The following is a 19,680-nucleotide window of genomic DNA, read 5'->3' as shown; positions in this document are numbered from 1 at the left end:
CATGAACCAAGAACGCCTCCTTCTCACCGGCGATGACGCCGTCGCGCTCGCCGCCCTGCACGCCGGGGTCGCGCTCGGCACCGGCTATCCCGGCACCCCGTCGACCGAGATCCTCGAGACCTTCGACCGCCTCGGCGGCCGCGCGCAATGGGCGCCGAATGAAAAGGTCGCGCTCGAGGTCGGCATCGGCAGCGCCTTCGCCGGCGCCCGCACCCTGGTGACGATGAAGCACGTCGGCCTCAATGTCGCCGCCGATGCGCTGTTCACCGCGACCTACACCGATGTCGACGGCGGCCTGCTGATCGTCTCGGCCGACGACCCCGGCATGGCCTCGAGCCAGAACGAACAGGACAACCGCCATTTCGCCCGCGCCGCCGGCGCGCCAATGCTCGAGCCGGTCGACTCGCAGCAGGCCTATGAGTACACCTGGCTCGCGCTCGAGCTCGGCGAGCGTTGGAAGATCCCGGTGATCCTGCGGCTGACCACGCGGATCTGCCACGCCAAGACGGTGGTGCGCCCGCGCCCGCTTGAGCAACGGCACGCCCCGCGCGACGACAGTTCGCGACCCGATGACGCGCAGATCAAGCGCCACTTCCGCCGCGACATCCCGGCACGGGTGATGATCCCGGCCTTCGCCAAGCCGGCGCATCATCGGCTGCGCGAGAAGCTCGCGGCCATCAGTGACTGGAACGACGCCGAAGGGCCGGTGACCGAGCATCCCGCTGCGCCGAACAGCGACCCTAGCGGCAAGCCTGATGTGGGGTCTGACGATGCGCCGCGTCTCGGCATCATCGCCACCGGCGTCGCCGCGATGCATGCGCGCGAGGCCGCGCCTGGGGTGCGCCAGCTCAACATCGGCCTGACCTATCCGCTGCCGCTCACCCGGATTCGCGCCTTCGCCGCCGAGGTCGAGCGCCTGTTGGTGATCGAGGAAGGCGATCCGGTGCTGGTCGACGATCTGCGCGCAGCCGGGATTGCCGCCGAGGGCAAGCCCGAGCGCTTTCGCTTCGGCGAGCTCGATGTCGCGCGCGCGCGCCGGATCATCGCCGGCGATGACACCACCGAGCCCGCCCCGGCCAAGGGCAAGCCGCCCGAGCTCTGCCAGGGCTGCTCGCACCGCGGCGTATTCGAGGCGCTGCGCGATCTCGACTGCATCGTCGCCGGCGACATCGGCTGCTACACCCTCGGCGTGCTGCCGCCGTTCTCGGCGATGGACACCTGCGTCTGCATGGGCGCGAGTATCGGCGTCGGGCTCGGGCTGCGGCACGCGCTGCCGGACGCCGAGGCGCGGCGCGTGGTCAGCGTGATCGGCGATTCGACCTTCGTCCACTCGGGCCTGACCGGTCTCGCCGAGATGGTCTACAACCCGCCCGAGACCGGCCATCTGGTGCTGATCCTCGACAATGAGACCACCGCGATGACCGGCCAGCAGGAGCATCCGGGCACCGGCCGTTCGCTCAACCATGCGCCGAGCGCGAAGATGCACTTCGAAGCGGTCGCGCGGGCGATGGGGGTGCAGAACGTCGAGGTGGTCGATGCGGCCGATAAGGATCTCTCGCTCAAGGAGCGCATCAGCGCGCTGCTCGCGCGCGACGAGACCTCGCTGCTCGTCGCCCGCCAGCCCTGCGTGCTCGCGGCGCCGAAGATCCGGCTCTACGAGAAGGCCGCGGCCGAGGCGCGCACGCAGGCCTCGACAGCCTGTGCTGCGGTCACTGATGAGTGAGCCCCATAGCGGTCTTCAGCGCCGCATCGGCGTGCGCTTGCTGCAGGGCATCGCCGGCTCGGCGCTGGAGCGCGTGTCACGGCCCAGCCGCTGACAGCGCATTCGTGCCGCGCCCCTTTCTGCCAACCATTCCAAGCATTGCCAACCAGTCTCCACTCTCGATGATCACCAATATCGTCATCGCCGGCCTCGGCGGCCAAGGCGTCGTCAAGGCCTCCGATATCCTCGCCGATGCCGCGCTCGCCGCCGGCTTCGACGTCAAGAAGAGCGAATTGCACGGGATGAGCCAGCGCGGCGGCTCGGTCACCAGCGACGTGCGTTTCGGCGACCCCGTTCACAGCCCGGTCCTGAGCCCGATGGTCCCGGCCGGCGAGGCGCATCTGCTGCTGGTGCTGGAGCCGACCCAGGTCGAGGTCGCACGGCCCCTGCTGCACCCGGAGGGTCGTCTGCTCAGCCCCGAGCTCATCGAACCCGGCGCCTTGAAGAACAAGAAGAGCTTCAATGTCGCGATGCTCGGCGCCCTGTCGACCGCGCTCGAGATCGGCGAGGACAACTGGCAGCAGGCGATCCAGGCCAATCTCGCCGAGAAGCTGCATGCGATCAACGCGCAGGCGTTCGCGATCGGCCGCGCCCGCGGGCCAGGCCCGGGGCCGGGTTCGGGCCGGGGCCAAGGCGCGCGCTAGGCCGGGCCTGCGCTTGGGCTGCGATCCTGGCACTCGAACGAGCGCCCCCGGCAGCGGCCAGAGGCCCGACTGCAGCCTCGGCACGCGCTCCGATCCGCATCATGGGCGAGCCCCTGCTCGGGCCTTTTGGACGTGCCCCTGCTCGGGCCTCCACGGCTGCAATGATGATTTACGACGACCGCCGCGATCGCTGCCCGCGATCCGGCGCTAGATGAACCACGAGGCTCCACCATGCTGAAAGAGCTCTGGAATGACGCCGAAGGTGGCTTCCATCCGGCGAGCGCGCCCGATTTCCTGCCTGACGCGCATCTCAAGGCGGTCCAGCTGCGGCGGCTGCGCGCGGTCGTCGCGCGCGCCTACGACAATGTGGCGCTGTTCCGCGAGCGCATGACCGAGCGCGACCTGACGCCCGCATCGATCCAGTCCCTCGACGATGTCGCCAAGCTCCCGTTCACGGTCAAGGCCGATCTGCGCGACACCTATCCGTTCGGCCTGTTCGCGAGCCCGATGGGCGATGTGGTGCGCCTGCACGCCTCCAGCGGCACCACCGGCAAGCCGATCGTGGTCGCCTACACCCGCGAGGACATCGAGGTCTGGTCCGAGGTCATGGCACGCACGCTCGCCTGCTGCGGCCTGCATCGCGGCGACATCGTCCAGAACGCCTACGGCTACGGCCTGTTCACCGGCGGGCTCGGCGCGCACTACGGCGCCGAGGCGCTCGGCGCGACCGTGATCCCGATCTCCGGCGGCAATACCGACCGCCAGGTCATGCTGATGCGCGACTTCGCCTCGTCGGCGATCTGCTGCACCCCGAGCTATTTCATCCACCTCGTCGAACGCGCCGGCGAGCTCGGGGTCGACCTGCGCGAGCTGCCATTGCGGGTCGGCGTGTTCGGCGCCGAGCCCTGGTCCGACGGCATGCGCGCCCATGTCGAGGCCACCGCCGGCATCAAGGCCCACGACATCTACGGCCTCTCCGAGATCATCGGCCCCGGCGTCGGCGTCGAGTGCGGTGAGCAGCAGGGCCTGCACATCTTCGAGGATCACTTCCTCCCCGAGATCATCGACCCCGAGACCGGCGAGCCGCTGCCGGACGGGAGCGAAGGCGAGCTGGTGCTGACCACGCTCAGCAAGAAGGCGATGCCGATGATCCGCTACCGCACCCGCGACATCACCGCGATCATCCCCGAGCGCTGCGGCTGCGGGCGCAGCCTGCGCCGCATCCAGCGCATCGGCCGTCGCTCCGACGACATGATCATCATCCGCGGTGTCAACATCTTCCCGTCGCAGGTCGAGGCGGCGCTGCTTGCGGTCGAGGGCACCTTGCCGCATTACCGGATCATCCTGACCCGCGAGCAGGGACTGGATCAGATGACGGTCGAGGTCGAGGTCACGCCCGAGGTCCTGAGCGACCAGGTACGGATGCTCGAGGACGTGCGCCGGCGCATCGCGCAGGCGATCGAGCGTATCGTCGGCGTGCGCGTCGGGCTGCGCCTGGTCGAGCCGCACAGTATCGAGCGCAGCCAGGGCAAGGCCAAGCGCGTGATCGATCAGCGCGGGGATTGAGCCGAGCTCGATCCGCGCCCACAGGACAGGACTGGCACGAACGGATCAACCAAATGGACCCAGCGAATCATCGATCCGATCCGCACGCCTGCCCTGGATGTCTCAGCCGATGCCGTCCATTCAACGCGTAGCCCTAGCCCTGACACCGGATTCGCAGCCTCCAACGGGGACCCCATGAAACTCAACCAGCTCTCTCTCTTCCTCGAGAACCGCCCCGGCCGGCTGATCGAGCCGACGCGGCTGCTCGCCGCCGAGGGCATCAATGTGATGACCCTCTGCCTCGCCGACACCGCCGAGTTCGGCATCCTGCGGCTGATCGTGCAGGACCCGGAGCGGGCGGCGCAGGTATTGAACGACGCCGGCTGGGCGGTCAACCTCACCGAGGTGGTCGCGGTCGAGGTGCCGGACCAGCCCGGCGGACTCGCCGAGGTGCTGGAGGTGTTCGAGCAGGCCGGGCTCAATGTCGAGTACGTCTATGCCTTCACGCTGCGGCGCGAGGACCGGGCGATCCTGGTGTTCCGCTTCCAGCAGCCCGATCAGGCGATCGCAGTGTTGGAGGCGAGCGGCCACAAGGTGGTCGACGCCGAGCGGCTGGCGGCATTGGTCGGCTGAGACAGGGCCAGCCGCGCCCAACGAGGGTTGGATGTCGATACCCCGAACCAGCCAGAGCCATCCGCTGCAGATCGCCGAGGTCCGCGCGCGCCCCGAGCATGGACGGATCGGCATCACCCTCTGTCCCGGGAAGCAGGACCCCTTTGCCTATACCGGCGCCTGGGAACGCGATCTCGCGACCGATCTGGACGCGATCGCCGCCTGGGGCGCGACGCTGGTGCTGACGCTGGTCGAGCCCGAGGAGCTGTCGATACTCAAGGTGCCCGATCTCGGTCGCGAGGTCCGAGAGCGCGGCATGGCCTGGTGCCATCTGCCCATCGCGGACTTCTCGGTGCCCTCCCCGCACTTCGAGCAGCAGTGGGTCACGGAGGGTGCCGTGATCCGCCAGCGGCTACGCGACGGCGACGATGTGCTGGTGCACTGCAAGGGCGGCCTTGGCCGGGCCGGCATGATCTCGGCGCGGCTGCTGGTCGAGCTCGGCATGGAGCCCACAGCCGCGATTCGCGCGGTACGCCGCGCGCGCAAGGGGGCGATCGAAACGCCGGCGCAGCTCGGCCTGGTGCGTCGCACCCGAGCGCTATCCTAAGCGCTTGGTTGCCTGCGCTCCTTGCCTGATCTCGTTATCCGAGCGCCTTGCCTGAGCCAATAATCGCGATGATCTCCAATCGGCCACCGATGGATACCGCCGCTCTGCAGCGAGTCGGCAATCAGCTGGGCACCAATCCTGCCGGCATCTTCCAGGACGACAGCGGACAACGCTACTACGTCAAGATGCTGGAATCACCGATGCACGCCCGCAACGAGATGCTCGCCGCGCGGCTCTACCAATTGACCGGCGCGCCGACCTTGACCTATGTGCGCATGGCGGAGCCCGAGCGGATCGCCACCGAGTGGGTCGAGCTCGACAAGCGCTGTGTCGCGCACCTCGACGAGGGCGAGCGCCGGCAGGCCCAGCGCTGGCTCGGCGTGCATGCCTGGACCGCCAACTGGGACGCTGCCGGCTTCGCCGGCGACAATCAGGGGGTCGTCGACGGTCGCGTGCTGACGCTCGACCTGGGCGGCGCGCTGGCCTTTCGCGCCCACGGCGATCCCAAGGGCAAGGCCTTCGGCACCCAGGTGAACGAACTCGAAGTCATGCGAACGGACGCCGACAACCCGCATGCGGTCAAACTCTTCGCCGACATGTGTCCCGATGACATCAAGGCGGCCATCGAAGTCGTCGCGCGAATCCCCGGCGAGCGGATTCGCCAGGTGATCGTCGAGGCCGGCGGCAGCCGCAAGCTGGCCGAGAAGATGGTTGCGCGCAAAGCGGATCTGGCTGGGCGTTTGGCGAAGGATCGGAAAGCCCCATCACGCGCAGCGCCGTAATCACCGTGCGCGGCCCCTGCACGAGCAGGGTGCCGATCACCAACACCTCCACATGCGCCCAGCTCGGACGCGCGAACAGCACGGCAAACGGCTCTAAAACGGGTACCATCGTCAACGGCAGAGCGGGCATGGGCGGCACAATTTGGCGTTTTGGTCGACATCAGACGAGACCGCCTGCTCCGCTCTGCCGCCAATCGCTCAGCCGAGGACTGCCCCTCGCAGGGGCCACTCTCCGGGGACCAGCACGCTCGGCGAAAATGGCCAAACTCGAGGTTCGATGTCGTCGACGAGACAATCCTGGTGGGCCGGGTTCTCCATCGGCGAGAGAGCTACAGATGACCCAAGACCAACTCAGCCAACTGGGCAATAGCCTCTAGGCCATCGCCGACGAGCTGTCTGGCGCAGCATCTAAGAGCGCGCCGGCACCCAGGACGCCGAATGGCGAATCGGTTGCGCGCGTGCCGCTTGCGTTGCGCATCGGCTGAGTCTCAGTCGCTACCCTCGAGCGGCGCGAATAGCAGATCGAGATCCTCAGGCGTGAGCGACTTTGCCGCCGTGCCGCCGCCCTCGAGCATCGCATCGGCCAGCGCCTGCTTGCGCGCCTGCAGTTCGGCGACGCGCTGCTCGACGGTCCCCTCGGTCAGCAGCTTGTAGACGAATACCGGCTTGTCTTGGCCGATCCGGTGCGCGCGGTCGGTCGCCTGGCGCTCGGCGGCCGGGTTCCACCAAGGGTCGTAGTGGATCACGGCATCGGCCGCGGTCAGATTCAGGCCGCTGCCGCCGGCCTTGAGGCTGATCAGGAACAACGGCACCTCGCCGGCCTGGAAGCGGTTGACCGGGGTCTCACGATCGCGGGTCTGGCCGGTCAGCTTGACGTAGTCGCGGCCCTTCTTCTGATCCAACCGCTGCGCCAGGGCCTCCTCGATCAGGCTCAGCATGCTGGTGAACTGCGAGAACAGCAGCACCCGCCGCCCTTCTTGCAGCAGCTCCGGCAATAGCTCCATCAGCAGGTCGAGCTTCGCCGAGCCCCTGACCCCGCGCGCGCTCTCGAGCGAGACCAGGCGCGGGTCGCAGCAGCATTGGCGCAATTTCAGCAGCGCATCGAGGATGATGATGCCGCTCTGCGCGAGGCCCTTGCGCGCGATCTCCTTGCGCACCTTCTCGTGCAGCGCCAGGCGCAGGGTCTCGTAGAGGTCGCGCTGATCGGAGGCCAAGGCCACCTCGCGCAGGATCTCGGTCTTCGGCGGCAGCTCGGCGGCGACGTCCTCCTTGGTGCGGCGCAGCAGGAAGGGTGCGATCCGCCGGCGCAGGGGCTCGGTGCGCTCGTGCTCGCCATGGCGCTCGATCGGATTGCGAAACAAGCGCCGGAAGCTGCGCTCGTCGCCGAGCAGATCGGGCATCAGGAAATCCATCAGCGACCAGAGCTCGCCGAGATGGTTCTCCAGCGGCGTGCCGGTGAGGCAGAGCCGATGTCGAGCGTCCAACGCGCGCGCCGCCTGCGCGCCCTTGCTGCGCGGGTTCTTGATCGCCTGCGCCTCGTCGAGGATCAGCAGATGCCAGGCCTGCGCGGTCAGCACCTCCAGATCGCGCGGCAGCAGGGCATAGGTGGTCAGCACCAGATCCTGCTCGGCGAGATGGTCGAAGTGCTGCTGGCGTTTCGGCCCCTGCAGGATCACCACCCGCAGCGACGGCGCGAAGCGCTCGGCCTCGCGCTTCCAGTTGAACATCAGGCTGGTCGGCGCGACCACCAGGCTCGGGCGATCGGTGCGGCCCGCGGCCCTCTCGAGCAGCAGATGCGCTAGCGCCTGGATGGTCTTGCCCAGGCCCATGTCATCGGCGAGTACCCCGCCGAGCTCGAAATCGCGCAGGAACTGCAGCCAGTTTAGCCCGTCCTGCTGATAGGGCCGCAGATCCGCCTGCAGCTCGGCGGGCGGCGCGACCGGCTCGATGCGCTCGAACTCACGCAAGCGTCGGCCCCAGGCGCGCGCCTGCTCGCCGCCGCGCCAGCGCAGCTCCGGCGCCTGCTGCTCGAGCTCGGCGAGCTCGGTGGCCTGTAGGCGCGACAGGCGCATCCGGCCATCGCCCTGCAAGCGGGCCATCGGATCGTAGAGCTCGATCAGGGTTGCGAGGATCGGCTTCAGGCGCGCGGCCGGGAAGAAGATGTAGCGGCCGTCGTCCAGCCGCAGGATGAAGCGGGTGTCCTCGTTGATGCGGGCAAGCGCCGGCCCTGATAGGTCCACCTCCGGATTCTGAATCAGGTTCACCAGGATCGGCAGCAGGTCCAGCCGTTCGCCATCGACCTCGATCCCGAGGCTCAGGTCCAGCCAGCGACCGCCCTCGCCTTCCTCGATGTCCAGGTCCCAGTCGCCGACCCGCCCGACCGGGAAGCGGAAGCTCGGGTCGACCTCGATGCGCCAGCCGGCCTGCTCGAGCGCCGGCATGCCCTGATCCATGAACCTCAGCCAATCCTCGACCGCGGCGGGCGCGAACGGCTGCCCCGGCTCATCGCGATTGTCCGTCAGCTTCAGCAGGCCCTGGGCATCGAGCTGATCGACGGCCTGGCGCTCGGCTGCCGGATTGCGTTCGCAGGTCACCATGATCTCGTCTTCGATGTACTCGACCCGCTCGCCGGGCTGGTGCGGATCGATCCGCACCCCGGCATAATCGTATTCGAGCCGCGCCTCGTCCTCCCATTTCGGCTGCGCCGTGCTGCCGTAATAGCCGCCCCAGCCGCCGTAGACGGGCTGCGATTGGACCTCCCGGCTCAGCAGCCGCAGGCAGGGGGTCGGCGCCTCGACCTCGAGGGTGCGCTGCTCAGGACGCGGGGGCGGCGGCAGGTCGAGCCCCTTCAACCGCGTGCGGGTCGCCTGCTCGAAGGCCTCGAGCTCGGCAAGCGGGATCGCCGGCGCGCGCACCAGCGCCGTCGCCTGCGCCTCGCTGAACGGCGTCTCGATCGGGCCGCAGGCGCCCGAGCGCGGGTCCAGATACCAGGGCGGGCTCAGCGGCAGCAGCACCAGGCCGGCATGCTGATTCTCCGCTCCAGCCCCCTGGCTGGGCGTGGGCTCGTCCTCCGGCTCGGAGCGGTGCCCGGGCTCAGGGCCGGCCTCGCGCTTGGGCGCACTCTCGCCCTCGAGACCCTGCTCAGGTTCCTGAGGGTGTTCCTGCGCGTGTTCTTGCTCGTGGTCGGTCCCGTGCTCCAGCTCCTGCGCAGCGGGCTCATGCTGTGGCGCCGGCGCCAGCGCGGGTTGCGGCTCCCGCTCCTGCTCGCGCTCGAACACCAGATGCAGCCTCGAATCCTCCTGCCAGCGCCAATTCAGGGTTCCCGCCACCGGCGCGCCCGGGACCAGACGCGGGCCGTCCTGATCCTGCCAATGGCCGCGTCCGCAGGCGAGGATCGCCTGCAGCAGCGCGACCCCCAGCTCGTCATCGAGGACGGTGCCGTTGACCTCGCCCCGCATCGGCTGCGCCGCCACCAGCGCCATGATGCGCCGGTCGTCCGGCTGGATGAAGCGCGCCTGGGAATGGCTGCGCAGGTTGAACGGTGCCGGCTTGCCGTAGCCGCCGCTCTGGAGCCGACGCACCTTGACGCCACTGACGCGCACGCGCGGATATCCCATCGCGCGCGTTTCCAGCCGCAGCAGATAGAGCAGGCAGTGCGGATCATCCGGGCGCGCGGTCAGCCGCTCGGTTTCATAGAGCCAGTTGCTGAGCGCATGCGGCAGCTCACCACTCGCGGGAGCGAGCCGCCGCCCGCTCACGGGCTGACCCGGGGTGCTCGATGCCGCCTGCACCGAACGGCCCGCGGCCAGCAGCACGGCGGCGACATGCTTGCAGTTCCAGCCCACCGGGCAGCTGCAGTGTCCATGGATGATCGGGATTTGACCCGCATCCTCCTCGATGTGCACCTTGACCTGATAGATGCGCGAGCCCGAGCCGCGCACCCGACCCGTGACCATCCCGGCCTCGGGTCGAGGATCGACGCTGAGCACATGCCCGGTCGCGAGGTAGCGCATCCCGCGCTGGACATAGACCGGCGGGAGGAGATCGGCAAGCTGTTCGAAGTCGTAGATCAAGGCGGCAGAGACTTGCTTTGGCCTGGGCAAAGCGCGAAAGAGTACGAGCCTTGCCGTCGCAGGGCAATCGCGACCGACCTTGCAGACGTCCTCTCGCCGCTGCCCGACGCGCTAGGCACCAGCAGGACATCCATTACCGCTCAGTCGAGCCCTTCGATCTCCTCGTAGATCGACTCGAGCGGCAGCCTGATCTCCAGACAGTCGAGCCCGAGATCCCCTTCGGTCAGCACCTCAGTGGCCCAATCCAGTGAGCGGCGATAGTGCCAGACCTCGCGCCGCGTCTGGCTCACCAGCAGATAGTCCTGCAGGCTTGGCAAGGTCGTATAGGCCAGGAACTTCTCGCGCCGATCGATCCGCTCGATCGAGTCGGACAAGACCTCGACGACCATGCAGGGCTTGGTGCGAAAGTAGGTCTCGCGATCGTCTGGATCGCAGCTCAGCAACAGATCCGGATAATAGAAGATGTCCTGCTCGGCTATCTGCAAACGGACCTTCATGTCATTGGCAAAGAGCTGGCAGCCGCGACCACGGATCAGTGGCCTCAGCCCCGCGACGAGATTGGAGACGATCAAGCCATGCCGATCGCTCGCTCCGGTCATGGCATAGATCTGACCGTCGATGTACTCGTGACGCACTTCGCCGCCCTCCTCGCTGGCAAGATACTCCTCGACGCTGAGCCTGGACGAAGACTGCTTGGCGAACATCTGATTGAGTCCTCCTCGGCCACTCTGGGTTGTTTTGCACGGTGTTGAAAGATTCCACAAGTATCGCAGGCACGAAACCATTGACTGAACAACACACCCCGATGATGCAGCAGTACCTGCGGATCAAGGCCGAGTATCCGCAGATGCTGCTGTTCTATCGCATGGGGGACTTCTACGAGCTGTTCTTCGACGACGCCGAGCGCGCGGCGCAACTGCTCGACATCACCCTGACCAAGCGCGGCCAGTCGGCCGGGCAGCCGATCCCGATGGCCGGGGTGCCCTACCACTCGGTCGAGTCCTATCTGGCGCGGCTGGTGCGCCAAGGCGTCTCGGTCGCGATCTGCGAGCAGAAGGGCGATCCGGCCAAGTCCAAGGGGCCGGTCGAGCGCGCGGTGGTGCGCATCGTCACCCCCGGTACCCTGACCGACGAGGCGCTGCTGGAGGAGCGTCAGGAGAACCTGCTCTGCGCGCTCGCCGAGTCTGGGGCCACGCCTGGGACTGGCGCCGGCGAGCGCGTCGGCCTCGCCACCCTGGAGCTGGCCAGCGGTCGCTTCCGGGTGCTGGAGCTCGACGACGACGAGGCCCTGTTGGCCGAGCTCGAGCGCCTGCGTCCGGCCGAGTTGCTGCTCAGCGAGACCAGCACCCTGCCCGAGCGGCTGGGCGAGCTCGCCACCGGCCTGACCCGGCGCGCGCCCTGGTCCTTCGATGCCGAGAGCGCCGAGCGCCTGCTGTGCGAGCAGTTCGGCACCCGCGACCTGAACGGCTTCGGCTGCGCCGAGCTGCGTCTGGCGATCGGCGCCGCCGGCTGCCTGCTGCAGTACGTCAAGGAGACCCAGCGCGTCGCCCTGCCGCATCTGCGCGCATTGCGCACCGAGACCCGCGACGAGGCGTTGATCCTGGATGCCGCGACCCGTCGCAACCTGGAGCTGACCCACGCGCTCAGCACGGCCGCGAGCACCGGCCAGGCGAGCGGCACCCGCGATCAGCACACCCTCGCCGGGATCATGGATCGCACCGCGACCGCGATGGGGGCGCGCCTGCTGCGACGTTGGATCAATCGCCCGTTGCGCGACCGCTTGGCCGTCGCCGAGCGCCATGAGGCGATCGCGGCGCTGCTGTCCACGGCGGCCTTCGAGGTGCTTCAGGAAGAGCTGGCCGCGATCGGCGACCTGGAGCGCATCCTGGCGCGCGTCGCGCTGGGCTCGGCACGCCCGCGCGATCTGGCCGCCCTGCGTGACGCCCTCGCGCGCCTGCCCGCGCTGCACAGCGGGCTCGACGGTCCCGACAGCGCGCGTCTGCGCACATTGCGCCCGCAGCTCGGCGAGCATCCGCAGGTGCTCGCGCTGCTGCAGCGGGCGCTGATCGAGCAGCCGCCGATGCTGATCCGCGACGGCGGCGTGCTCGCGCGCGGCTATGATGCCGAGCTCGACGAGCTGCGCGACCTGGCCGAGCACGGCGATCAATTCCTGCTCGATCTGGAGCAGCGCGAGCGCGCGCGCACCGGGATCAGCACCCTCAAGGTCGGCTACAACCGGGTACACGGCTACTACATCGAGCTCGGCCGCAGCCATGCCGAGCAGGTGCCGGCCGACTATCAGCGCCGCCAGACCCTGAAGGGCAGCGAGCGCTACATCACCCCCGAGCTCAAGCGCTTCGAGGAGCAGGTGCTGAGCGCCCGCGAGCGCGCCTTGGCGCGCGAGAAGCAACTCTACGACGCCCTGATCGGCCAGCTCCAACAACAGCTCGAGCCCCTGCAGGCGAGCGCCGGCGCGATCGCCGAGCTCGATGTGCTCTGCAACCTGGCCGAGCGCGCCGAGCGACTGGACTGGAGCCGGCCGGAGCTCGGCGATGCGCCCGGCATCGCGATCGAGGACGGCCGCCATCCGGTGGTCGAGCAGGTGCGCGCCGAGCCCTTCGTCCCGAACGGGCTCGAACTCGACGAGGGGCGGCGGATGCTGCTGATCACCGGTCCCAACATGGGCGGCAAATCGACCTTCATGCGCCAGACCGCGCTGATCGTCGTGATGGCCTATGCCGGCAGCTTCGTCCCGGCGCGCGCGGCGCGGCTCGGCCCGATCGACCGCATCTTCTCGCGCATCGGCGCCGCCGATGACCTCGCCGGCGGGCGCTCGACCTTCATGGTCGAGATGGAGGAGACCGCGAACATCCTCAACAACGCCACCGCCGAGAGCCTAGTGCTGATGGACGAGATCGGCCGCGGCACCAGCACCTTCGACGGCCTCTCGCTGGCCTGGGCCTGCGCCGAGGCGCTCGCCGATCAGCTCCGCGCGTTCACCCTGTTCGCGACCCATTACTTCGAGCTGACCGCATTGCCGGAGCGCTATGAGGGTGTGGCCAATGTCCATCTCGATGCGGTCGAGCACGGCGAGCGCATCGTCTTCCTGCACAGCCTGCGCGACGGTCCGGCGAGCCAGAGCTACGGCCTGCAGGTTGCCGCGCTGGCCGGGGTGCCGGCGGCGGTGATCGCCCGCGCGCGAGAGCATCTGCAGCGGCTCGAGGCGCAGTCGAAGGCAAATCAGGCGGACGCGGTTCAGCTCTCGCTGTTTCCACCCGCGCCGGACCCGGCGCGCTCGAACGCATCGATCTCGGAGCCGGCGATCTCTTCGCCCAGGCCGGCCTCGGGTCGAACCCCGAAGCGCACCTCGAAGCGGGCCTCGAAGCGCACTTCGAAATCGACGCGCCCCGAGCACATCGAGAAGCCAGAACAACCGGCCCTCGACGCACTGCGCGCGTTGGACCCGGATGACCTCAGCCCGCGCGAGGCGCTCGAGGCGCTCTATCGGTTACAGGCGTTGGACCGCAACGGGTGACAAGCGATCAACCAGAGTTCCGCTAACGCACCTCGGCCGAGCTCCCCTCGATCGGCGTGAGCGGCTCGGCGCGGCCGCCGAGCTGTTCGGCGAGGAACTGCTCGATCCGGGCATTGGCGTCGAGCCGGTTCTCGGGGCGGGCGAAGCCATGGCCCTCGTCCGGGAAGACGATGTAGGTCACCGGTAGATCCTTGTCGCGCATTGCATTGACGATCTGGTCCGCCTCGGCGATCTTGACCCGCGGATCATTGGCGCCCTGCAGCACCATCAGCGGTGCCTGGATCTGCTCGGCATGGAACAGCGGCGAGATGCGGCGGTTGAGCTCGGCATCGTTCTCGACATCGCCGACGCGCTTGACCAGCTGCCTCTTCATCGGCGCCCAATACGGCGGGATCGATGCGAACAGGGTCTGGATGTTGGACGGGCCGACGATATCGACGCCGCAGGCATAGAGCTCGGGGGTGAAGGTCAGGCCGGCGAGCGTCGCATAGCCGCCGTAGGAGCCGCCGTAGATGCAGACCCGCTCCGGGTCGGCGAGGCCCTGCTCGATGGCCCAGCGCACCGCGTCGGTCAGGTCATGCTGCATCGCGCCGACGCCCCACTCGCCGTTGCCGGCGTTCAGGAAGGCCTTGCCGAAGCCGGTCGAGCCGCGGAAGTTGACCTGCAAGACCGCATAGCCGCGGTTGGCGAGCCATTGCGCCTGGGCGTCGTAGCCCCAGTCATCGCGTGCCCAGGGGCCGCCGTGGACCAGCAGCACCATCGGCAGCGCCTCGGGCGCAATCCCCGGCGGCAGCGTCAGGTAGGCCGGCAGGGTCAGGCCGTCGCGGGCCTCGATCAGGCGCGGCTGCATCGCCGCCAATTCGTAGTCGAGCAGCTCGGGGCGGGTGACGAACAGGGTCTCGAGCCTGCGCGGCTCGCGCTCATAGAGCGAATAGGTCACCGGCCCGTCGTCGGGCTGATCGGCGATGATCCAGCGCTCATCGGCCAGGGTGCGGCTGACCACCGACAGGCTGCCGGTGGTCTGTTCTTCCAAGAAGGCGAGATCGTCGGCGATGGCCGGATCGAGCACCTCCCACTCGGGCTGCAGGTAGTCGAACTCGACCGCCTGCACCCGATGCGCGGTCGGGTGCATCATCACTGCGCCGACATCGGCCTTGTCATGCACCGCAAGCGTGTCACTGACCTCACCGCTTTCGATGTCCATCAGCAGCAGCCGGGTGGTATCGGAACCGAGCGAGCTGGTCAGATAGAGCTTGTCGCCGTCGGCATCGAAATCCAACGCGCCACCGTTCTCGCCGAACGGGAAGCGCACCAGCTCGCGCCAGGGCTGATCCTCGTCCGCGCGCACCCGCACGATGCTGTCCCCACTGGTCGGGTCCATGGCCTCGGCGGCACGGATGCGGAAGTCCGGGTCGGTCAGCCAACTGACGACATCGCCAGGGTTCTCGGTGTCCAGTGTCACCTCGCCACTGTCGAGCCTGATCCGGTAGAGGTCGAACACGCTCGGATCGCGACGATTGAGGCCGACCAAGAGCTCGTTCGGATGCTCGGGATCGGTCATCAGGTTCTGCGCGCGTACGCCCTCGAACGGCGTCAGGTCGCGCGTCTTGCCGCCATCGAGCGGTGTGGCGTAGAGGTGCCAGTTCTCGTCGCCACCGACGTCCTGCAGATAGAGCACCTGGGAGCCGTCCTCGCTCCAGCCGTAGCGGCGGATACCGCGCTTGCGATCATCGGTGATCTGACGCGGCTCGCGGCTGCGGTCGGCCGGCTGTACCCAAACGTTGAGCACCCCATCGGCCGAGGGTGCGAGCCAGCTCAGCTGCGCGCCATCGGGCGAGAGCTGCGCCTGGGTCCGGGTCGGATTCCCGAACAGGACCTCGCGCGGGATCAGCGGCGGCAACTCCTGGCTGCTCCCCGCGGGCCCGGTCGCACGGGCTGCGGGGGCCTCCTGCGCTCGGGCCTGCGCTCGGGATGACGCGTCCGCTGGCGTCGAGCCGATGGTGACGTGCCCGCCGCCATCGGCGGACTCGGGCGAGGACTCAGTCGCGAATCCCAGTGCGGTGATGGTCATCAGCAGACTCCAGAGCATGAGTAATCCCATGCGCATGAACCTTGGCATTGGAACGGGCCTCGGCGGTCTCAGGCGGTTATTGATCCGCGGTCCGCGCGGCCCGCGCCTTCTCGATCAGGCGGTCGGCAATCCCGAGCAGCTCGCGATGGGTCTTGGCGCCCTCGCCGAGCACCTGATAGCGCCCGTCGACGATGATCATCGGGACGGCATTGACCCGGTAGCGCGCAGCGAGCGTACTGGCGCGCGCCAGTGCCGCTTCGACCGCAAAGCTCTCGAAGAGCCCCTCGAACTTGGCTCGCTCGACCTCTCGCTCCCCGACCCAGTCCAGGATCGCCTTCTTGGTGTAGAGATTGGCCCGCTGCTTGGTGACGGCATTGAAGACGTTCTGGTCGAGCCGCTCGAGCTCGCCGGCGAGTTCGAGGGTGAAGAACAGTCGCGCCAAGCTCTCCCAAGCGGCACGGCCGAAGGTCACCGGCACCCGCTCGAAGCGGACATCCTCCGGCAGCTCCGCGGCCCAAGCCTTGATCAGCGGGTTCAGATCACCGCAGTGCGGGCAGCCGTAGGAGAAGAATTCCAAGACCTCGATCTCAGGGGTATCGGTCTGCGCCGGCCCCGTCTTGACCGGTTGCCAGTGGCGGCCCTCGATCAGTTCCGACGGGGCCGCGAGCAGCGGCGCCCAAGGGAGCGCCAGGAACGCGAACAGGCTCAGCATCACGACGGTCGAGCGACGGCGAATCGCATCCATTGTTCAATCTCCGAGAATCATCAGTTCGAGAGGGGTGAGGGGGCGTCCGCCAAGCCGCCCCGGTCCGCTGCTGTGCAGACGGTTCCAGTCGTTTGCGAGCAAGCGCTTCGGTTGATCATCGAGCCGGGGTTGACTCACCAGTGTGATCGACGTGCCGCATTAGCCGTGAGCCAGAGCGCCAGCCCGAGCACGGCCAGGAAACAGATCAGGGACCAATTGACCAGTGAGAGCCCCAGGATCACCAGCGCCTCGTCCTCACAGAAGCCGGTCGCCAGGAACAACGACGGCAGGCGCTGGCCGAGCCATTCGACCAATTGCTCGATCGGGCCGAGCTCGCCGCCGATGCAGGAGACGCTGCCAGGCGGCTGTTGCTGCAGCCAGGACTGGTAGGCCGCAGTCCAGGCCCCGGCAGCCGCCAGCAGGCCGACCGAGACGCCGGCGACCCGGCGCAGCAGCGCGGGCGTGAAGGCCGCGACGAGCGCGAAGACCGCGATCATCATGAAGAGCAGCCGCTGGAAGATGCACAGATGGCAGGGCTGCAGCTGCAACCAGACGGTCAACAAGACGCTGGCGATCGCGAGGACGGCCGAGACGGCCGCCGCTGTCAGCCAGAGCAAATGGTTCACGGATGAAACGCTTGACTACTGCTGCTCCAGCACCTGCGCGAGGCGCTTCGGCTCGACGAAGCCCGGCACCATCTGGCCGTTATCGAGCACGATCGCCGGCGTGCCGCGGATGCCCATCAGCTCGCCGAGCTCCATGTGCCGCTCGACCGGATTGGTGCAGGATTCGCTCTCGACCGGTTGGCCGTTCTTGGCCGCGGTCATCGCCTTCTGCTGATCGTCCGCGCACCAGACCGCGACGGCCTTCTGATATGACGGCGTGTCGACACCGGTGCGCGGATAGAACAGGTAACGGACGCTGATGCCCTCTTCCGCATAGGCATCGATGTTCTGATGCAGCTTGCGGCAATAGCCGCAGTCGATATCGGTGAAGACGGTGATCTCGTGCTCGGCATCCGGGGCCTCGAAGACGATCATCTCGTCTTCGCCGACGGCCTCGATCGCGCGCAGTCGGGCCTTGTTCTGCGCGGTCTCGGCGAGGTTCTCCCGGGTCTCGAGATCGACGATCGCGCCGTCGAACAGATACCGGCCATCGCCGGTCATGTACATCACCTGCGGGCCCATCTCGACCTGATACAGGCCGTCGATCGGCGTCGGCTGCACGCTGGTCGGCTTCTCGCCGGGCAAGACCTTGGCCAGTGCCTCGCGGATGGTCTTCGCCTCACTGGCATGGGCCAGCGCGCCCGCCGCGAGCAGCACTGCGGCGACGAGGCCGATTCCGATAGGTTTTGTCATCCTGTTGTCCTCGCTTCAGTATCAATAACACTGAGCCTGTCGCGATCAGACGGCTCAGAATGTGAGGGATGGCAACATAGAGCATGCGGGCGACCAGGTCCACAGTCCGCCGGTTACGATCCAGACAGATCCCCGTCATGCCGTGTGACGGGGCGATAGTGCATCAGCGAGCTCGAGACCGGATTCAGGCACGTGGATGGTGCGTCGCATGCAGCTGCTTCAGGCGCTCACGCGCGACATGGGTGTAGATCTGGGTCGTCGAGAGATCGCTGTGGCCGAGCAGCATCTGTACGACACGCAGATCGGCGCCATGGTTCAGCAGGTGCGTGGCGAAGGCATGGCGGACCGTATGCGGCGACAGCGGTTTCAGGATGCCGGCCTCGGCCGCATAGCGTTTGATCAGCTGCCAGAAGGCCTGGCGCGTCATGCAGTCGCTGCGCTGGGTCGGAAACAGATAATCACAGGCGCGGCTGCCGAGCAAGACGGCACGCGGGCCGCGCACATAGCTCGCGATCCAGCTCGTGGCCTCCTCGCCGAGCGGCACCAAGCGCTCCTTGCCGCCCTTGCCGGTGATCCGGACCACGCCCTGGGTCAGACTCACCGCATCCGGGCGCAGGGTCACCAGCTCGGTCACCCGCAGACCGCTGGCGTAGAGCACCTCGAGCATCGTGCGATCACGGTGGCCGCGTGGATCATCGGCGTCCGGTGCCGCCAGCAGGGCCTCGACATCGGCCTCGGTCAGCGTCTTCGGCAGCGGCCGGCCGAGGCGCGGCGCATCGACCCGCTCGCTCGGGTCCTCGGTAACCAGCCCCTGGCGCAGCAGGTGCCGGTAGAACTGCCGCAGGCAGGACAGCACCCGCGCCGAGGAGCGCGGCTTGCGCCCTTGCTGGGCGAGCAGCGCGAGATAGTCGAGCAGATCGGCACGCTCGGCGGCGTCGAGGGCGCGTCCACGCTCATGGCTCAGCCAATGCTGGAAGGCGCGCAGGTCGGATTGGTAGGCCGCGAGCGTGTTCTCGCTCAGCCCGCGCTCCATCCAGAGCGCATCGGCGAAGGCCTCGATGATCCGCAGGCCCCTGCGATCACCGCCCTCGGGGTCGGCTTGATGCTCAGGGCCGGCTTGCGTCATCAGCGCTGTCCTCCTGTGCTGCCGGACGGCGCATGCGCCGCGCGCCGGTCTCCTCCGTGCCGAGCGCCCGCTCCGTGCCGAACGTCCCCTCCGTGCCGAGCGTCCCCTCGTGCGCCAGCAGCCAGCGCTTGATCGCGAGCAGCCGGCCGTCGCGATCACCGGCGAAGCCGCCGAGCCCGTTTGCTGCGACCACCCGATGGCACGGCACGCGCAGCGGCACCGGGTTGGCCCGGCAGGCGTTGCCGACGGCGCGCGCCGAGCTGCCGAGCGCGCTGGCGAGCGCGCCGTAGGTAACCGTTTGGCCCGGCGGGATCACCGCGATGCGCGCCCAGACCCGGCGCTGGAACGCGGTGCCCGCCGGCTCGATCGGGCAGTCGATCGGCTGCGCGGGATCGGCGAAGTAGGCGTCGAACGCCTCGCTGATCCAGCGCGGTGCCGGCGTCGGGTTCTGGTGTCGGGTCGGCATCGGAGACGGCTCGGCAGCGACAGCGTCGGCAGCAGTGGCGGTAGCGATGGCAGCGCTAGTAGTGGCCGTAGCAGCAGCGGCGGCGGTAGCAGCGGCAGCACCAGGAGCCGCAGCAGCAGCGGCGATAGCGCCAGGAGCCGCAGCAGCGGTAGCGTTCTCGGCGCGGGGCGCGACGGCGCCCGCCTGCGGTGTCAGCAGGACGCGCAGCAATCGCTCTGCCTGCCAATGGAGGCCGATGGGGCCGAATGGGGTCACGACTTCACTGTAACTCATGCCGCGGAACCGGTTATGGTAGCGAGCCTGCGAGTATCGACCAGCCTGCGATGATGGCCAACCCCCAGATGCCCTCCCCGA

At 68.3% G+C, this 19,680-nt stretch carries 15 protein-coding genes; 7 read left to right on the top strand and 8 right to left on the bottom strand.

From position 1 onward, the window contains the following. Position 1: 1 nt before the first annotated feature. The 6 genes from CKO40_RS13920 (at position 2) to CKO40_RS13895 (ending at position 5,952) form a co-directional block, all read left to right on the top strand. On the top strand, positions 2–1,723 hold the full coding sequence (locus tag CKO40_RS13920; RefSeq protein WP_200346834.1) for a thiamine pyrophosphate-dependent enzyme: 1,722 nt from the start codon (positions 2–4) through the stop codon (positions 1,721–1,723). Positions 1,724–1,884: 161 nt separating this feature from the next. After that, complete coding sequence (locus CKO40_RS13915; RefSeq protein ID WP_200346833.1) at positions 1,885–2,406, top strand: 2-oxoacid:acceptor oxidoreductase family protein; 522 nt, start codon at positions 1,885–1,887, stop codon at positions 2,404–2,406. 231 nt (positions 2,407–2,637) lie between these two features. Further along, complete coding sequence (locus tag CKO40_RS13910) at positions 2,638–3,972, top strand: phenylacetate--CoA ligase family protein (RefSeq protein WP_200346832.1); 1,335 nt, start codon at positions 2,638–2,640, stop codon at positions 3,970–3,972. A gap of 174 nt (positions 3,973–4,146) precedes the next feature. Next, positions 4,147–4,584: an ACT domain-containing protein gene (locus CKO40_RS13905; protein ID WP_200346831.1), complete on the top strand. Its 438-nt coding sequence runs from the start codon at positions 4,147–4,149 to the stop codon at positions 4,582–4,584. Positions 4,585–4,615: 31 nt separating this feature from the next. Then, positions 4,616–5,170 (top strand): cyclin-dependent kinase inhibitor 3 family protein, encoded by a 555-nt coding sequence (locus CKO40_RS13900; protein WP_200346830.1) that lies wholly within the window; start codon positions 4,616–4,618, stop codon positions 5,168–5,170. Positions 5,171–5,259: 89 nt separating this feature from the next. After that, complete coding sequence (locus tag CKO40_RS13895; protein ID WP_242477040.1) at positions 5,260–5,952, top strand: hypothetical protein; 693 nt, start codon at positions 5,260–5,262, stop codon at positions 5,950–5,952. Positions 5,953–6,440: 488 nt separating this feature from the next. Here the strand turns inward: CKO40_RS13895 and CKO40_RS13890 are convergent, their stop codons facing one another. Both CKO40_RS13890 and CKO40_RS13885 read right to left on the bottom strand, forming a co-directional pair. Continuing rightward, positions 6,441–10,025: a DEAD/DEAH box helicase gene (locus tag CKO40_RS13890; RefSeq protein WP_200346829.1), complete on the bottom strand. Its 3,585-nt coding sequence runs from the start codon at positions 10,023–10,025 to the stop codon at positions 6,441–6,443. Between the two features lie 140 nt (positions 10,026–10,165). Next, complete coding sequence (locus tag CKO40_RS13885; RefSeq protein ID WP_200346828.1) at positions 10,166–10,729, bottom strand: Uma2 family endonuclease; 564 nt, start codon at positions 10,727–10,729, stop codon at positions 10,166–10,168. A 101-nt stretch (positions 10,730–10,830) separates the two neighbouring features. Here CKO40_RS13885 and mutS point away from each other — a divergent pair, with 101 nt between their 5' ends. Further along, positions 10,831–13,560: a DNA mismatch repair protein MutS gene (gene mutS / locus CKO40_RS13880; protein WP_200346869.1), complete on the top strand. Its 2,730-nt coding sequence runs from the start codon at positions 10,831–10,833 to the stop codon at positions 13,558–13,560. A gap of 22 nt (positions 13,561–13,582) precedes the next feature. Here mutS and CKO40_RS13875 read toward each other — a convergent pair whose 3' ends face one another. From CKO40_RS13875 to CKO40_RS13850, 6 genes are all read right to left on the bottom strand, one after another. Continuing rightward, positions 13,583–15,649, bottom strand: coding sequence for a S9 family peptidase (locus CKO40_RS13875; RefSeq protein ID WP_207173652.1), 2,067 nt, complete (start codon positions 15,647–15,649; stop codon positions 13,583–13,585). A 58-nt stretch (positions 15,650–15,707) separates the two neighbouring features. Then, positions 15,708–16,376, bottom strand: a complete 669-nt coding sequence (locus CKO40_RS13870) for a thiol:disulfide interchange protein DsbA/DsbL (protein ID WP_200346826.1) — start codon at positions 16,374–16,376, stop codon at positions 15,708–15,710. A gap of 134 nt (positions 16,377–16,510) precedes the next feature. Continuing rightward, a complete protein-coding gene (locus tag CKO40_RS13865) occupies positions 16,511–17,002 on the bottom strand; it encodes a disulfide bond formation protein B (RefSeq protein WP_200346825.1) in 492 nt (163 codons plus the stop codon). A 15-nt stretch (positions 17,003–17,017) separates the two neighbouring features. Further along, positions 17,018–17,734 (bottom strand): DsbC family protein, encoded by a 717-nt coding sequence (locus tag CKO40_RS13860; RefSeq protein ID WP_200346824.1) that lies wholly within the window; start codon positions 17,732–17,734, stop codon positions 17,018–17,020. A gap of 184 nt (positions 17,735–17,918) precedes the next feature. Beyond that, positions 17,919–18,860 (bottom strand): site-specific tyrosine recombinase XerD, encoded by a 942-nt coding sequence (gene xerD / locus CKO40_RS13855; RefSeq protein ID WP_200346823.1) that lies wholly within the window; start codon positions 18,858–18,860, stop codon positions 17,919–17,921. Beyond that, positions 18,841–19,326: a methylated-DNA--[protein]-cysteine S-methyltransferase gene (locus tag CKO40_RS13850; protein ID WP_200346822.1), complete on the bottom strand. Its 486-nt coding sequence runs from the start codon at positions 19,324–19,326 to the stop codon at positions 18,841–18,843. Before CKO40_RS13850 ends, xerD begins: the two co-directional genes overlap by 20 nt. Positions 19,327–19,680 lie beyond the last annotated feature (354 nt).

This window comes from Halochromatium glycolicum (assembly GCF_016584085.1).
GTDB lineage: Bacteria > Pseudomonadota > Gammaproteobacteria > Chromatiales > Chromatiaceae > Lamprobacter > Lamprobacter glycolicus.
This window is presented reverse-complemented; position numbering and strand designations above follow the sequence as displayed.

Coding starts and splice junctions, on each gene's coding strand:
- CKO40_RS13920 (WP_200346834.1), top strand. CDS start 2: ATGAACCAAGAACGCCTCCTTCTCACCGGCGATGACGCCGTCGCGCTC.
- CKO40_RS13915 (WP_200346833.1), top strand. CDS start 1,885: ATGATCACCAATATCGTCATCGCCGGCCTCGGCGGCCAAGGCGTCGTC.
- CKO40_RS13910 (WP_200346832.1), top strand. CDS start 2,638: ATGCTGAAAGAGCTCTGGAATGACGCCGAAGGTGGCTTCCATCCGGCG.
- CKO40_RS13905 (WP_200346831.1), top strand. CDS start 4,147: ATGAAACTCAACCAGCTCTCTCTCTTCCTCGAGAACCGCCCCGGCCGG.
- CKO40_RS13900 (WP_200346830.1), top strand. CDS start 4,616: ATGTCGATACCCCGAACCAGCCAGAGCCATCCGCTGCAGATCGCCGAG.
- CKO40_RS13895 (WP_242477040.1), top strand. CDS start 5,260: ATGGATACCGCCGCTCTGCAGCGAGTCGGCAATCAGCTGGGCACCAAT.
- CKO40_RS13885 (WP_200346828.1), bottom strand. CDS start 10,729: ATGTTCGCCAAGCAGTCTTCGTCCAGGCTCAGCGTCGAGGAGTATCTT.
- mutS (WP_200346869.1), top strand. CDS start 10,831: ATGATGCAGCAGTACCTGCGGATCAAGGCCGAGTATCCGCAGATGCTG.
- CKO40_RS13875 (WP_207173652.1), bottom strand. CDS start 15,649: ATGCTCTGGAGTCTGCTGATGACCATCACCGCACTGGGATTCGCGACT.
- CKO40_RS13870 (WP_200346826.1), bottom strand. CDS start 16,376: ATGGATGCGATTCGCCGTCGCTCGACCGTCGTGATGCTGAGCCTGTTC.
- CKO40_RS13860 (WP_200346824.1), bottom strand. CDS start 17,734: ATGACAAAACCTATCGGAATCGGCCTCGTCGCCGCAGTGCTGCTCGCG.
- xerD (WP_200346823.1), bottom strand. CDS start 18,860: ATGACGCAAGCCGGCCCTGAGCATCAAGCCGACCCCGAGGGCGGTGAT.
- CKO40_RS13850 (WP_200346822.1), bottom strand. CDS start 19,326: ATGCCGACCCGACACCAGAACCCGACGCCGGCACCGCGCTGGATCAGC.